This window comes from Ruegeria sp. BHSA191, assembly GCF_059613325.1.
Map to the genome: position 1 here is coordinate 190,506 of NZ_JBXWSH010000005.1, position 14,783 is coordinate 205,288.

Here is a 14,783-nt window from a genome sequence, read left to right on the forward strand (position 1 = left end):
TTCATCTGGCCCCAAATATCCTCGGGGGTGAATGCACGAGGCCGAAGGCATCGTGCAGAGGGGGCAGACAGCCCCCCAAGTCACAGTTCAGCGGCGCGCCTCGCGGATCAGGCGCAAGATGTCCTGCGCCGCCTCGGGAATGTTGGTCCCCGGCCCGAAGATCGCCTTGACCCCGTGATCATACAGGAACTGATAATCCTGCTGGGGGATGACACCACCGCAGATAACGATGATGTCCTCGGCGCCAGCCTTCTTCAGTTCTTCCACCAATTGCGGCGCCAGTGTCTTGTGACCTGCCGCCTGGCTGGAAATTCCAACCACATGCACGTCATTGTCGATCGCGTCCTGCGCGGCCTCGGCCGGGGTCTGGAACAGCGGACCGACGTCCACGTCGAAACCGATATCGGCGAACGCGGTGGCGATCACCTTGGCCCCGCGGTCGTGACCGTCCTGGCCCATCTTGACCACCAGAAGACGCGGGCGGCGGCCCTCTTCCTCGGCAAATTCCTCGATCGATTTCTGGATGGCGGCAAAGCCTTCGTCACCTTCGTAAGCTGCGCCATAGACACCAGCCAGCGTTTTCACTTCGGCCCGATGACGGCCGAATTCCTTTTCCATAGCCATGCTGATCTCTCCTACAGTTGCGCGGGCACGCGCGGCCTCGACGGCAGCGTCCAGCAGGTTGCCCCCCTCTTTCGCGCGCCGGGTCAGTTCGTCCAACGCGGCCTGACAGGCGGCCTCGTCCCGGGTCGCGCGGATGCGTTCCAGCCGGGCGATCTGCGCCTCGCGAACGGCCTTGTTGTCGACCTCGAGGATCTCGATCGGGTCTTCCTTTTCCTTGCGATACTTATTGACGCCGACGATCACCTCTTCGCCGCGGTCGATCATCGCCTGGCGGCGCGCGGCGCTTTCCTCGATCCGCAGCTTGGGCATGCCGCTGGCCACCGCCTTGGTCATGCCGCCCATCTCCTCGACTTCTTCCATCAGGGCCCAGGCCTTTTCTATCAACTCGTTGGTCAGGCTTTCGACGTAGTAGGAGCCCGCCAGCGGATCGACCACGTTGGTGATGCCCGTCTCTTCCTGCAGGATCAGCTGGGTGTTGCGGGCGATCCGGGCCGAGAAATCGGTGGGCAGCGCAATCGCCTCGTCCAGCGCATTGGTGTGCAGCGACTGGGTGCCGCCCAGAACCGCGCTCAGCGCCTCATAGGCCGTGCGGATCACGTTGTTGTAGGGGTCCTGCTCCTGCAGCGACACGCCCGAGGTCTGGCAGTGGGTGCGCAGCATCTTCGAGCGTTCGTTCTTGGCCCCGAACTCGGTCATCACCCGGTGCCATAGGGTACGCGCGGCGCGCAGCTTGGCGATTTCCATGAAGAAATCCATGCCGATGGCAAAGAAGAACGACAGGCGGCCTGCGAACTTGTCCACGTCCATGCCGGCGTCGATGGCCGCGCGGACATATTCGCGCCCGTCGGCCAGGGTATACGCCAGCTCCTGCACCAGGTTCGCGCCGGCTTCCTGCATGTGGTAGCCGGAGATCGAGATCGAGTTGAACTTAGGCATCTCGTTCGAGGTGTATTCGATGATGTCCGAGATGATCCGCATCGACGGTTCCGGCGGATAGATATAGGTGTTACGGACCATGAATTCCTTCAGAATGTCGTTCTGAATGGTGCCCGCCAGGACCGATTTGTCATGGCCCTGCTCTTCTCCGGTGACGATGAAATTGGCCAGGATCGGGATCACCGCGCCGTTCATCGTCATCGAGACCGAGACCTGATCCAGCGGGATACCATCGAACAGGATCTTCATGTCCTCGACGCTGTCGATGGCGACACCGGCCTTGCCCACGTCACCCACCACGCGCGGGTGGTCGCTGTCATAGCCGCGGTGCGTGGCCAAGTCGAAGGCCACCGACACGCCCTGCTGACCGGCCGCGAGGTTGCGGCGGTAGAAGGCATTCGATTCTTCGGCCGTCGAGAAGCCGGCATACTGGCGGATGGTCCACGGGCGGCCTGCATACATCGTGGCCCGCACCCCTCGGGTGAAAGGCGCGAACCCCGGCAAAGAATGCATGTGCGGCAGGTCGGCGGTGTCGTCCTGCGTGTACAGCGGCTTGACAGCGATCCCTTCCAGCGTTGTCTTGGTCAGGTCCTCGACGGGGCGCCCCCGCAGTTCCTTTTCGGCCAGCGCGCGCCAGTCCTTCATATCGGTCATGTCGATATCCTCTGTTCCAATCCTGTTTGCGCGGGCGCGGTCCCGCGATCATGTGTTCCCGTGTGGGTTATCAATTCGGCAAGGCCGTCGGCGCCCGAGGCCAGCCAGGCGAGATCGTCGGCATAGTCGATGCACAGCTTCATGGCCTGCTGGGCGTTCAGCCCATGCCCGGCCGGCCGGGATGTGCCGTTGAGCGCAAAGCGCCGGCCCGTGTCCGGCACGGACAGACCGGTCAGAACCTCAAGCTGTGCGTGCTGTTGCCCGCAGAACTCCTCGAAGGGCAAAACCAGAAAAGGAATGCCCGGGAACGCACGGCTCAAATCCGCGATGACATTGCGCCAACTCCGTTTGCCGTTTGCGATGCGTTGCCAGCGCTCGGGTTCTATCGATGTGTTCTTGCGGGTCAGCAAATAATCCGCAGCCGACGCCCAGTACATGTCCAGCGACCTGATGTTCAGCGCAATCTTCGAAACCCGTCCGCCAAAGGCCTGGGCCAGAAGCTGCCCCCGCTCCAGTACGTTTGGATACAGCGAGGCGTAGGCGAAGTTCCGAACCATGGAACCGACAAAGTTCTCCTGGCTGATCAGAACCTGCCGAGCGCCCTGGCGTCTGCATGCATCCAACTCCTGGTGCAAACCCGCGCAGATGTCGGGCGTCAGTTTGTCGAGACTGTTGAGACCATTGGACTGCGTGCGTTCAGGCCCCCAGTACACTAGCCCCTGGTTCTCCAGTCCCTGGGCATGTGCGGCCATGAAACCTTGAAAACTCGTCGTGGCGCACCGATGCGCACCGCAGTGCAGAATCACTTCCATGCCAACACCCCGCCACCAGGAAACTCCATCCGGTTGGATTGGTGCCTGCCGCGATCACGCAATCGTTGCGCTGCTGCGCATGCTTTTTTGATGCCCAAAGTCATTTCGTCGGTCGCATTCGCCGGGACAAAGGCTATATTCAGGATGACGGGAGACGCAATGACACGCTTGATTACCTTGGTTTTTTCAGCACTTTTGCCCCTCGCCGCCTGGGCGGCGGACGGCGCGGCCGCGGAAGAAGACGCCTTCATCCGCCCCGCCGGCGACAGTGAGCTGAGCGAGTTTCTCTGGACCCACCGGCCCATCGTGGTGTTTGCAGACACCCCGGCCGATCCGCGATTCCAACAGCAGATCGAGATGTTGAAGGACGGCGAAGACATGATGCGCGAACGTGACGTCGTCGTTCTGACCGACACCGACCCTTCAGCGCGATCCCCAATCCGGACGCAACTGCGCCCGCGCGGGTTCGCGATGGTCTTCGTCGACAAGGACGGGGTGGTGAAACTGCGCAAACCCACGCCGTGGAGCGTGCGCGAGATCAGCCGGTCCATCGACAAGACCCCCCTGCGCGAACGCGAAGTCCGCGAGCGGCGCGAGGGGCGCTGACGACTCAGACCCGCCCGGCAGAGGGGGTCTGCCACGCCCGCACCATCCGCACCGACGGTGCAGATGGCGGCCGAACGGGCAAAACCCACATTTTCCGGGCAAGCGCACATGGGCGTTATTCGAACTCCATGATCACGTCATCTACGGCCAGGCTGTCGCCCGGACCGGCGTTGATCTTGGACACCACCCCCTTGCGCTCGGCGCGCAGGATGTTCTCCATCTTCATCGCCTCGACCGTGCACAGCGCCTGACCTTCCTGCACCTCTTGCCCGACCTCGACATCGATCTTCACGATCAGGCCCGGCATCGGGCACAGCAGCATTTTCGAGGTGTCTGGCGGCAGTTTCTCGGGCATCAGCTTGGCCAGTTCGGCAGCGCGCGGCCGGCGCACATGCACCTTCAGGTCCGCCCCCCGGTTGCGGATGCGGAACCCGCCCGAGATCTTGCCGACCTTCAGCACAAGTGGGCTGCCGTCCACGTCAAGAACCGCCAGCTGGTCACCGGGTGTCCAGTCCGAGCTGACGCGCAGGGCGGCGCCGTCCTCGAACTTGACCGTAGCACCGTCGCGGTCTGCATTCACCTGCACGGCATATTCCTGCCCCTGCAGCGTGACCACCCAGCGCTTGCCGACCTTGCGTTCGTGGTTGTCCATCCGACCCGAAACGCGAGTGCGGCGGATCTCGGCCACCCGGTGCATCGCCGCGCACGAGGCCGCGATTCGGCGCAGGTCGCCTTCGGGCAGTTCGACACCGTTGAACCCATCGGGGTATTCCTCGGCGATGAAAGCGGTGGTCATGTCACCACTGACGAATTTGGGGTGATCCATCACCGCCGACAGGAACGGCAGGTTGTGGCCGATGCCTTCAACCTCGAAACTGTCCAGTGCCACGCGCATCGCCTCGATCGCCTGCTCGCGGGTCGGCGCCCAGGTGCACAGCTTGGCGATCATCGGGTCATAATACATGCTGATCTCGCCGCCCTCAAAGACGCCGGTATCGTTGCGCACGGCTGTCTCGCCACTGGGCGCATCGCCCTGCCATTTGCCATTTTCCAGCAGCGGGCCCGCGGCCACCTCCTGCGGCGGACGATAGCGGGTCAGCCGCCCGATCGAGGGCAGGAAGTTGCGATAGGGATCCTCGGCATACAGCCGGTTCTCGATCGCCCAGCCGGTCAGCTTGACGTCGTCCTGGGTGATCGACAGCGGCTCGCCCGCGGCGACGCGGATCATCTGTTCGACCAGATCGACACCGGTGATCAGCTCGGTCACCGGGTGCTCGACCTGCAGGCGGGTGTTCATTTCCAGGAAGTAGAAATTCTTGTCGCCATCCACGATGAACTCTACCGTGCCCGCGCTGGCATAGCCCACGGCCTTGGCCAGCGCCACGGCCTGTTCGCCCATCGCACGGCGGGTCGCCTCGTCCAGGAAGGGCGACGGGGCCTCTTCCACCACTTTCTGGTTGCGACGCTGGATCGAGCATTCACGCTCGCCCAGATAAAAGCCGTTGCCGTGCGTGTCGCAGAGAACTTGAATTTCGATGTGGCGCGGTTGCGTCACGAATTTCTCGATGAAGATCCGGTCATCGCCAAACGAGCTTGCGGCCTCGTTCTTGGACGACTGGAAGCCTTCGCGCGCCTCGTCGTCGTTCCAGGCGATGCGCATGCCCTTGCCGCCGCCGCCGGCGCTGGCCTTGATCATCACCGGATAGCCGATCTGCTGGCTGATCTTCACCGCCTCGTCCGCATCCTCGATCAGGCCCATGTATCCGGGAACGGTGCTGACATCGGCCTCCTGCGCGATCTTCTTCGATGTGATCTTGTCACCCATCGCCTCGATCGCCCCTTTCGGAGGGCCCACGAATACGACGCCTTCGGCCTCGAGCGCCTCGGCGAATTTCGCGTTTTCGGACAGGAAGCCATAGCCGGGGTGAACCGCCTGCGCGCCGGTCTGGCGGATGGCGTCCATCACCTTGTCGATCACGATATAGGACTGGTTCGCCGGCGGGGGGCCGATGTGAACCGCCTCGTCGGCCATTTCCACATGCAACGCGTGCTTGTCGGCATCCGAGTAGATGGCGACAGTGCCGATTCCCATTTTCCGAGCGGTCTTGATGACCCGGCAGGCAATCTCGCCTCGGTTGGCGATCAGGATCTTGTTGAACATGGAACGTCCTCTGTCTTTGTGTTCTGGACAAACGAAAACGCCGCTGCCGGGCTGGTGCCCCGCAACGGCGTGCCGTCAAATGGTGGACGGGACGGCGCGCGCCCCGCAATGAAGGTTTCAGTAACAGTTGTTCTGGGTTTTGCAGTACAGCACATTACCCGCCGCACCGACCGCGGCCCCGACGATCGGGTCCGCGCTGACGACGGCGGCGCCGATGGCCCCGACTCCGCCACCCAGGATCGCCTGTTCTCCGATTGTTTCACCGCAGGCGGTGATGCCGGCGCATGCCGCCAACGCAAGAATGACTCGTGAAGCTCGCATTCGATCTGCCCCTTTTGGTTTCTTGACGAACTGCCCTTCAGTTGCCCGAAACCGGGCCTGCTATTCAATATCAGACTTGCCCCGCAGGGATCCTGCGCAGGAATTTGCCGCGAAGGGCGCGCCGGTAACGAGGAGAAGACCGCGGACAGGTCGAACTGGGAAGGATCGGCCTGCCCGCGGAAGGAAGGGGTACGGAATAGTAGGTGCTTGTGCGACGCAGGCAAAGTCGAGCCGCACGGCCCCATAATTCTGCATTGGACAATTCTGATCACCAAGCGATCATTGTTTCCAATTTCATTTCCGGCTGAAACCTGCCCATCCGCTGCGCAGGGGCGCGAATTTGCGCCGAAGGGACTGCGTCCGCGCTGAAGGATCACGGCGCGCGCACCGGCCCCGGGCAGACAGTCCAAGGCCAACCCGCGCGTATGGTCCCGGGTCAGATATGTGGCACCCCGATCCACCAGCTAGGACGCTCCGTCGAAGATGTCGGGAAATGACTGCCGCGCAACATCGACATCTATTTTCAACAACGCGTCATAACTGGCAGGATCAAACGGATCTTCGGCCGGAACGACTTCGCGGCCGAACAGCCAGCTCAGGCGACCGGCATCCAGATTGCCGCGCTCGAACGGCTGATCCCCGAAATGCTCCCACAGGGCCTCCATGAAAGCCGCGTCGGCGCGACGATCGGCCGGTTTGCGATCACGGAACCGCTCGCGCCGCGTTAGGGGCGTAACCCCCTTGGGGTTTGCGCGCCGAATCGTGAACTGGAAATCGGTGCCGGGCAACCGGCCGGGAAAACCGCGGTGTTTCAACATGGCGGCACCTGGGCCGCGGTCAAGCGAATCCGGTGCGGGCGTCCACATCGGGAAGAATGGGTCATGGGCAACTCCAAAGCCGCAAGAGTGCAAAGTTGGGCTCGACGCAGATGAATCGGGCGAGTCATGGTCAAAGCTCCTCCCAGATACAGGTGGATCGTTCCAACCGGTAGGCTTCGAAAAACTGGGTTGCGTCCGGGGCGACATCCCCGAACTGAATCGGCCTGTCGGACAACGAAATCACCACCCGCGCAGGGTGCAAATCGTGATGCGCGACATAGGGAACAACCAGCGTCTGGCACAGGTGCAGCATGTCCTTGGCGGCCACGTCATAGCCGATGCGCCCCACCTCGCCCCCGATCTTGGGTGCGATGAACCGGAACCGAAGCCACAGCTCGCCTGGGTTGTTGTCCAGCAGGACCTCGCTCAACTCAACCGGTTGCCCCGAAGGTACGGGCAGCGGGTTGCCCGGCTGCGCCTGAATGGGGCCAGCCAACCCCCAAAGCAGAACGAACAGAGCGCGACCTCGGACCCGCTGTGGGCGGGCTCCTCCTTCCGAGGTCGCGTGCGCAAGGCAGCCTGCCTGCGCGGTTCTGTTTCGGGTCGGGCGGATCATGATATGGTTTTGCGGTGTCGGTCAATCCTGAATGTCTGGCGGACAAGGGGCTTGCGCCCCGCAACCTACAACGGAATGTTGTCGTGTTTTTTCCACGGGTTTTTCAGCTGCTTGTTGCGCAGGCTGGCAAAGGCCCGTGACACCCGGCGGCGGGTCGAATGCGGCATGATCACCTCGTCAATGAAGCCACGCTCGGCCGCCACGAAAGGATTGGCAAAGCGATCCTCGTAATCCTTGGTGTGCTGCGCGATCTTTTCTAGGTCGCCCAGATCGGCGCGGTGAATGATTTCGGTGGCGCCCTTGGCCCCCATCACCGCGATCTCGGCGGTGGGCCACGCATAGTTGAAGTCGCCACGCAGGTGTTTCGACGCCATCACGTCGTAGGCACCTCCATAGGCCTTGCGGGTGATGACGGTCACTTTGGGAACGGTCGCCTCGCCATAAGCAAACAGCAGCTTGGCGCCATGCTTGATGACCCCGCCATATTCCTGGCTGGTGCCGGGCAAAAAGCCCGGAACGTCGACGAAGGTCAGGATCGGGATCTCGAAACAGTCGCAGAAGCGCACGAATCGCGCGGCCTTGCGGCTGCTGTCGATGTCCAGACAGCCGGCCAACACCATCGGCTGGTTGGCCACCACGCCCACGGTCTGCCCCTCAAGCCGAATGAACCCGGTGATGATGTTCTTGGCGAAATCCTCCTGGATTTCGTAGAAATCGCCCTCGTCCGCCACTTTGACGATCAGTTCCTTCATGTCATAGGGCGTGTTGGGATTTTCCGGCACCAAGGTGTCCAACGACATCTCGACGCGGTCCGGCTCGTCGAAAAAGGGGCGAACCGGGGGCTTGTCGCGGTTGTTCAGCGGCAGGAAGTCCACCAGACGGCGCACCTCGGCCAGCGCCTCGACATCGTTCTCGAAAGCGCCGTCAGCCACGCTGGACTTCTTGGTGTGCGTCGACGCACCGCCCAATTCCTCGGCGGTGACGACCTCGTTGGTGACAGTTTTCACCACGTCGGGGCCGGTCACGAACATGTACGAGGTGTCCTTGACCATGAAGATGAAATCGGTCATCGCCGGGCTGTAGACCGCGCCACCGGCACAGGGCCCCATGATCACCGAGATCTGCGGCACTACGCCAGAGGCCATGATATTGCGCTGGAACACCTCGGCATAGCCCGCCAGCGAGGCGACACCTTCCTGGATTCGCGCCCCGCCCGAGTCGTTGATGCCGATCACCGGCGCGCCGTTCTGCATCGCCATATCCATGATCTTGCAGATCTTCTGCGCATGCGTTTCCGACAGAGACCCGCCGAACACGGTAAAGTCCTGGCTGAACACATAGACCATGCGGCCATTGATCGTACCCCAGCCGGTGACGACGCCATCTCCGGCAGGTTTTTGTTTTTCCATACCGAAATCGGTGCAGCGGTGGGTCACGAACATGTCGAACTCCTCAAAGCTGCCTTCGTCCAGCAGCAGCTCGATCCGTTCGCGTGCCGTCAGCTTGCCGCGGGCATGCTGCGCGTCGATCCGCTTCCGCCCCCCTCCCAGGCGCGCGTTCTCGCGGCGGTTTTCCAGCTCGGCCAGGATATCCTTCATCTCGATCGTCCCCTGTGAATTTTGCAGGGACAATATAGACAGCTCTGCGTCACCCAAAGCCCTTTTCGGCAAATTTGCAAACCATTGGCAATGCGTGGCAACTAAATTGCAAATTGGCTAACCTCACCAGCGCGGCATGGCCTTTGCGCGACCTTCGATCTAAGAGTGAACCATGCAGTTCAGATTCACCACCGCTGATCGTTCCCCTCCGACACTTGCGACACTGGTCCTGCTGTCCGGCCTCAGTGCGCTCAGCATGAACCTTTTCCTGCCCAGCCTGCCCTTCATGGCAGAGTATTTCCGGGCGGACTACAAGATCATGCAGTTGTCGATCGCGCTGTACCTGCTGGTCAATGCGGTGCTGCAGATCGTGATCGGACCGATCGCGGACAAGGCCGGTCGGCGGCCTGTGCTGCTGTGGGGGCTCGCGCTGTTTCTGCTGGCGACGCTGGGGTGCATTTATGCCCCGAATGTCGAGACCTTCCTGACCTTTCGCATGGCACAAGCGGTCATCGTGGTCGGCATCGTGCTCAGCCGGGCTGCAGTACGGGACATGTACGATCAGGATCAGGCCGCCTCGATGATCGGTTATGTCACCATGGGCATGGCCGTGGTCCCCATGATCGGGCCGGCCATCGGCGGCATTCTCGAAGAGAGTTTTGGCTGGAAAGCCAATTTCTGGTTGCCGTTCGGGCTAGCGGCGCTGGCGCTCGGGCTGACCTATCTGGATTTCGGGGAAACTTCGGCCAAAAGCGGTAAAACCCTGCTCCAGCAGTTCCGAGAGTATCCCGAACTGCTGATGTCGCCCCGCTTTTGGGGGTACTCGCTGTCCTCGGCATTCTCCTCGGGGGCGTTCTTTGCCTATCTGGGGGGCGCACCCTTCATCGGCTCGGAACTGTTCGGCCTGACGGCAGCCCAGGTCGGCATCTATTTCGGCGCACCGGCGGTGGGCTATTTCTTCGGCAACTTCATCAGTGGGCGCTTCTCGGTCCGCTTTGGTGTCAACCGGATGGTGCGCTGGGGGTGCTGGCTGAATGCCATCGGGGTCGCCCTTTCGGCGGGCCTGTTCCTTTTGGACAAAGGCTCGGCGCTCAGCTTCTTCGGCTTCATGACCTTTGTAGGCCTCGGCAATGGCATGTCCATCCCGAACGCAACCGCCGGCGCCCTGTCGGTGCGCCCACACCTGGCGGCCACCGCCTCGGGGTTGAGCGGAGCGATCATGCTGGGCGGCGGGGCGGCACTCAGCGCGCTGGCTGGAGCCCTGCTGACGCATGAAACCGGCGCGATGCCTCTGCTTTGGCTGATGCTCGCCACCTCGGTCCTCGCCATCATCGCCATCAGTTCGGTCATCTGGCGCGAAAGGCAAATCGGCTTGTGAGAGACTTGCGAGACTCGCTTTGCAAAGTTAGGCTGACCAAGCAGAATAATTGCAAAGACACCCAATGGCCACTCGGAAACTCTATGCTGGCGCCAAGCTGCGCGAAATGCGCACACGCCTGACACTGACGCAAAAGGAATTCGCCGCCAAGCTGGGCGTGTCCCTGCCCTATCTGAACCAGATGGAGAACAACAACCGGCCGATCTCGACCACCGTCGTTCTGGCGCTGGCGCAGGAATTCGGCATGGACGTGACCGAGTTGAGCACTGGCGACAGCGAGCGTCTGGTCTCGGACATGCGCGAGGCGCTGGCCGATCCGGTCTTTGCCGATGCCACGCCACCGCTGGCCGATCTGCGCCTGACGGCCTCTAACGCCCCTGCCCTGGCGCGGGCCTTCATCGAACTGCACAGAGCCTACCGGCAGACTCACGAGCGGCTGGCCTCGCTGGACGAAGCACTCGGCCGCGAAGATGCGCGTATTCAGGCCAGCCCGTGGGAGGAAGTTCGCGATTTCTTCCACTATTGCGACAACTACATCGATGCGGTGGACCGTGCCGCTGAACGCTTTGCCGCCCGTGCCGACGGGCCCGGCGGCATTCGGCAGGCCGCGCTGGAAAGCCTGGCAGAGCGCGGCATTCAAGTCGCGTTCGAGGACATCCGGGCCTTGCGCAGCTATGACGGTCAGACCAAGACCCTGCGCCTGTCATCGCGTGCGGCGCCGCAGACGCAGGTCTTTCAGTTGTTGCTTCAGGTCGCCCTGATCAGCCAGGACAAGCTGCTGGAGGCCACGTTGGATTTTGCCAAGTTCCAAAGCGGCGAGGCCCGCGCAATCGCCAAGATCGGGCTGGCGAACTACTTTGCCGGCGCATCCCTGATGCCCTACGGCGCTTTTCTGAACGCTGCCAGGGACTATCGGCACGATCTGGAATTGCTCAGCAACAGGTTCGGCGCCTCGATCGAGCAGGTGGCCCACCGTTTGTCCACGCTACAGCGTCCGGGCGCCAAGGGCATTCCGTTCTTCTTCGTGCGGGTCGATCAGGCGGGAACGATCACCAAGCGCCACTCGGCCACGCGGCTGCAATTTGCGCGGTTCGGCGGGGCCTGCCCGCTGTGGAACGTGCACCGGGCCTTCGAGACTCCGGGCCATTTCCTGCGGCAGCTGGCCGAAACGCCGGACGGGGTGCGCTATATCTCGCTGGCGCGGGACGTGTCGAAATCAGGGGGGTCCTTCGGCGCGCCGGTGCGGCGCTATGCCATCGCGCTGGGATGCGAGGTGCGCCACGCCGAGGCGTTGGTCTATGCCGATCATCTCGACATCAACAATGCCAGCGCCTATGAGCCGATCGGCATTTCCTGCCGGATCTGCGAACGCAAGACGTGCCACCAACGGTCGGTGCCGCCGCTGGAACGGCGCCTGACAATCGACGCGAACAGCCGCGGCACTCTGCCCTACGAGGTGACATGAAAATACGAGGGGCGGGTCGGTCACCCGCCCCGCGCGGTGTCAGGCCGTGGCCTTGGACAGGATCGCCCAAATCTCGTCCTTCAGCGCGGCGCGTTTCTTGCGCAACTCGGTTTCGGCCAGTTCCTCCATCGGTTCGATATTGGTTTCGGCGCGATGCACCGCCCGGTTGACCTCATGGTATTCATCCGCCAGTCGGGCGAAATGCGCGTCCGACTGTTTGAGCTGGCTCATCAACTTGACCTTGTCGGGAAATTCTTCGGCCAGTTCATGTGGCGTATGTGACATATGTTTTCGCTCCTTGTCTTGATATTGCCATCAACGTCTAAAGCCTCTGATCAGACTCATCTTTGACGCGGATCAAGATGCGGATTGTCTGGCAGACTTTTTCACTGCCGCGCAGCGCGCCATCCGGCCGCGCGCGCTTCTGCGGGTGAGCAGAACCAGCGTTCGCCCTTTGCCAGGCTGATCCTGGTGCGCGCATAATGCCTTTGTCCGGGCATGTGATAGATTCGCACGCCCTTGGATGAAATGTTGCCCTTGATGTCGCAGCCCTTGCTGGCGACCTTGCGCTTTTGCCCGCGGTACAACCAGGGCGCCTGCACCGTTCCGGCGTGCAGGCCGACCCCCGCGGCGGCGGCACGGTTTTCGTCGGCGATGTAGTCAACCGAGTATTTTCGATAGGCGAAGGCCAGACCAGCCTGCACCAACATTGCGCCGGCATCGGCGCCCTGCACCGTGCAAGACGCGACGACCCGGCCATAGCGGTCGGTATCGCGCCGCATGCAGACCGCTTGCATGTCGCCGAAATTCTGCCGGACCACATGCGTGACCCAAGCGCCGCAAGACCAGATCGCTCCGCTTGGGTCCTCGCAGGTCTGGTCGAGTTCAGGCGCGTCGATCCCGTGCAGGCGGACACGCAAGCCGCCCACGTCCCACGTATCGGCATCAATGACCTTGATACGGCCCGTCAGCATGTCAGCGGCATTCGCAGTCGCAGCAAAAAGAACAAATGCTAAACAAATTCTTAACATGGGCACGATATGCCCGGCCGGTGCCGGACATTCAACCCATGCTGCTACGAAAGGTTAACGCTGCGCGGTCTGCCAGTTCGGGTGGATCCAAGGCCGGTCATTGGCCCGGGGCAGCGGGTCTTTGCCCAGCAAATGATCCGACATCTTTTCGCCCACCATGATCGACGGCGCGTTCAGGTTGCCGTTGGTAATCTGCGGAAAAATCGAGCTGTCCGCCACGCGCAGCCCATCCACCCCGATGACGCGGCCCTGCGGGTCGACGACCGCGTTCGGGTCGTCGGCCCGCCCCATGCGACAGGTGCCGCAGGGGTGATAGGCGCTTTCGGCATGTTCGGCGATGAAGGCGTTCAGTTCTTCGTCGGTCTGCACGTCAGCGCCGGGCTGGATCTCCTTGCCCGCATAAGGCTTGAACGCGTCCTGCCCGAAAATCTCGCGGGTCAGGCGGATGCAGGTACGGAAATCCTCCCAGTCCTGCTCGGTGCTCATGTAGTTGAAGCGGATCACCGGCGCGTCCTCGGGCTTGGCCGAGCGCAGCGTCACCGCCCCGCGCGAGGGTGAGCGCATCGGCCCCACATGCGCCTGGAAGCCATGACCCTCGGCTGCGGCCTTGCCGTCATAGCGTACCGCGATGGGCAAGAAGTGGTACTGGATATCCGGATACTCGACCCCTGGCCTCGAGCGGATGAACGCCGCGCTTTCAAATTGGTTCGACGCGCCAAGGCCGGTCTTGGTAAACAGCCATTGCGCCCCGATCAGGCCCTTGCCGAACAGGTTCCAGTACTTGTACAGCGTGATCGGCTGCAGCGAGGCCTGCTGGATATACAGTTCCAAGTGATCCTGCAGGTTCGCGCCCACGCCGGGCCGGTCGGCGACCACGTCGATGCCGAGCTCGGCAAGATGCGCAGCCGGTCCGATCCCCGACAGCATCAGAAGCTTGGGCGAGTTGATCGACGAGGCCGCCAGCACCACCTCGCGCCGGGCGCGCACGATCTGCGTGCGGCCACCACGGATCAGTTCGACCCCGGTTGCGCGGCCATCCTCGATCACCACGCGTGTGGCGAGGCCCCGTACGATATCGCAGTTCGGGCGTTTCAGCGCGGGCTTCAGATAGGCATTGGCCGCCGACCAGCGCCGCCCCTTCCAGACGGTCTGCTCCATCGGGCCGAAACCTTCCTGTTTCTCGCCGTTGTAGTCATCGGTCAGCTCGTAGCCAGCCTGCCGCCCGGCCTCGACGAAGGCCTTGAACAGAGGGTTCTTGCGCGGCCCCCGTGACACATGCAGCGGGCCGTCGCTGCCGCGCCATTTCGGGTCACCGCCGTGACCGCCGTCGTGCCAGCTCTCCATCCGTTTGAAATAAGGCAGAACATCCGCAAAGGACCAGCCATCTGCGCCCATATCGGCCCAGGTATCAAAGTCGCGCGCATGGCCGCGCACATAGACCATCCCGTTGATCGAGGACGACCCTCCGATCACCTTGCCGCGCGGGCAGGCCAGCCGCCGGTTGTTCAGGTAGGGTTCGGGCTCGGACTGATAGCCCCAGTCATAGATCGACATGTTCATCGGATAGCTGAGCGCCGCCGGCATCTGAATGAACGGCCCGGCATCGGTGCCGCCATGCTCGATCACCAATACCGAGGCCCCCGCCTCGCTCAGACGATAGGCCATCGCACATCCGGCGGATCCGGCGCCGACGATGACGAAATCTGCTTCCATGGTCGTGTCTCCATTGGCCCCGACCGGTGGCGCGGGATGTCCCGTGCGTT

At 62.5% G+C, this 14,783-nt stretch carries 13 protein-coding genes; 3 read left to right on the forward strand and 10 right to left on the reverse strand.

Translation table 11 applies throughout. The annotated features are described in order from the left end of the window. Window positions 1–87: 87 nt before the first annotated feature. Window positions 88–2,214: a methylmalonyl-CoA mutase gene (gene scpA, locus AC2FNS_RS07765; protein WP_496712418.1), complete on the reverse strand. Its 2,127-nt coding sequence runs from the start codon at window positions 2,212–2,214 to the stop codon at window positions 88–90. Then, window positions 2,211–3,026 (reverse strand): hypothetical protein, encoded by an 816-nt coding sequence (locus tag AC2FNS_RS07770; RefSeq protein WP_496712420.1) that lies wholly within the window; start codon window positions 3,024–3,026, stop codon window positions 2,211–2,213. The genes scpA and AC2FNS_RS07770 overlap by 4 nt, the downstream gene beginning before the upstream one ends. Window positions 3,027–3,185: 159 nt before the next feature. Here AC2FNS_RS07770 and AC2FNS_RS07775 point away from each other — a divergent pair, with 159 nt between their 5' ends. Next, window positions 3,186–3,632: a DUF4174 domain-containing protein gene (locus tag AC2FNS_RS07775; protein WP_496685900.1), complete on the forward strand. Its 447-nt coding sequence runs from the start codon at window positions 3,186–3,188 to the stop codon at window positions 3,630–3,632. A gap of 115 nt (window positions 3,633–3,747) precedes the next feature. Here the strand turns inward: AC2FNS_RS07775 and AC2FNS_RS07780 are convergent, their stop codons facing one another. The 5 genes from AC2FNS_RS07780 to AC2FNS_RS07800 all read right to left on the reverse strand — a co-directional run bounded on the left by AC2FNS_RS07780 (window position 3,748) and on the right by AC2FNS_RS07800 (window position 9,146). Beyond that, window positions 3,748–5,793, reverse strand: a complete 2,046-nt coding sequence (locus tag AC2FNS_RS07780; protein WP_496797410.1) for an ATP-binding protein — start codon at window positions 5,791–5,793, stop codon at window positions 3,748–3,750. 117 nt (window positions 5,794–5,910) lie between these two features. Beyond that, on the reverse strand, window positions 5,911–6,114 hold the full coding sequence (locus AC2FNS_RS07785; RefSeq protein WP_149774774.1) for a hypothetical protein: 204 nt from the start codon (window positions 6,112–6,114) through the stop codon (window positions 5,911–5,913). Between the two features lie 464 nt (window positions 6,115–6,578). Further along, window positions 6,579–6,932: a hypothetical protein gene (locus AC2FNS_RS07790; RefSeq protein ID WP_496685896.1), complete on the reverse strand. Its 354-nt coding sequence runs from the start codon at window positions 6,930–6,932 to the stop codon at window positions 6,579–6,581. 130 nt (window positions 6,933–7,062) lie between these two features. Then, window positions 7,063–7,548: a DUF6497 family protein gene (locus AC2FNS_RS07795; protein WP_496712422.1), complete on the reverse strand. Its 486-nt coding sequence runs from the start codon at window positions 7,546–7,548 to the stop codon at window positions 7,063–7,065. Between the two features lie 65 nt (window positions 7,549–7,613). After that, on the reverse strand, window positions 7,614–9,146 hold the full coding sequence (locus tag AC2FNS_RS07800) for an acyl-CoA carboxylase subunit beta (protein WP_496712424.1): 1,533 nt from the start codon (window positions 9,144–9,146) through the stop codon (window positions 7,614–7,616). Window positions 9,147–9,318: 172 nt separating this feature from the next. Here AC2FNS_RS07800 and AC2FNS_RS07805 point away from each other — a divergent pair, with 172 nt between their 5' ends. Both AC2FNS_RS07805 and AC2FNS_RS07810 read left to right on the forward strand, forming a co-directional pair. Further along, the gene (locus AC2FNS_RS07805) at window positions 9,319–10,524 is read left to right on the forward strand and encodes a multidrug effflux MFS transporter (RefSeq protein WP_496712425.1); all 1,206 of its coding nucleotides are present in this window, start codon (window positions 9,319–9,321) and stop codon (window positions 10,522–10,524) included. A 64-nt stretch (window positions 10,525–10,588) separates the two neighbouring features. Further along, the gene (locus AC2FNS_RS07810) at window positions 10,589–11,989 is read left to right on the forward strand and encodes a helix-turn-helix domain-containing protein (protein ID WP_496712426.1); all 1,401 of its coding nucleotides are present in this window, start codon (window positions 10,589–10,591) and stop codon (window positions 11,987–11,989) included. 39 nt (window positions 11,990–12,028) lie between these two features. Here the strand turns inward: AC2FNS_RS07810 and AC2FNS_RS07815 are convergent, their stop codons facing one another. From AC2FNS_RS07815 to betA, 3 genes are all read right to left on the reverse strand, one after another. Next, window positions 12,029–12,274 carry an HP1242/YdcH family protein gene (locus AC2FNS_RS07815; protein ID WP_496678730.1) on the reverse strand — a complete coding sequence of 82 codons (246 nt, stop codon included), beginning with the start codon at window positions 12,272–12,274 and terminating at the stop codon, window positions 12,029–12,031. 101 nt (window positions 12,275–12,375) lie between these two features. Next, window positions 12,376–13,020, reverse strand: coding sequence for a thermonuclease family protein (locus AC2FNS_RS07820; protein WP_496712428.1), 645 nt, complete (start codon window positions 13,018–13,020; stop codon window positions 12,376–12,378). 54 nt (window positions 13,021–13,074) lie between these two features. Next, window positions 13,075–14,733: a choline dehydrogenase gene (betA, locus tag AC2FNS_RS07825; RefSeq protein WP_496712429.1), complete on the reverse strand. Its 1,659-nt coding sequence runs from the start codon at window positions 14,731–14,733 to the stop codon at window positions 13,075–13,077. Between the last annotated feature and the right edge of the window lie 50 nt (window positions 14,734–14,783).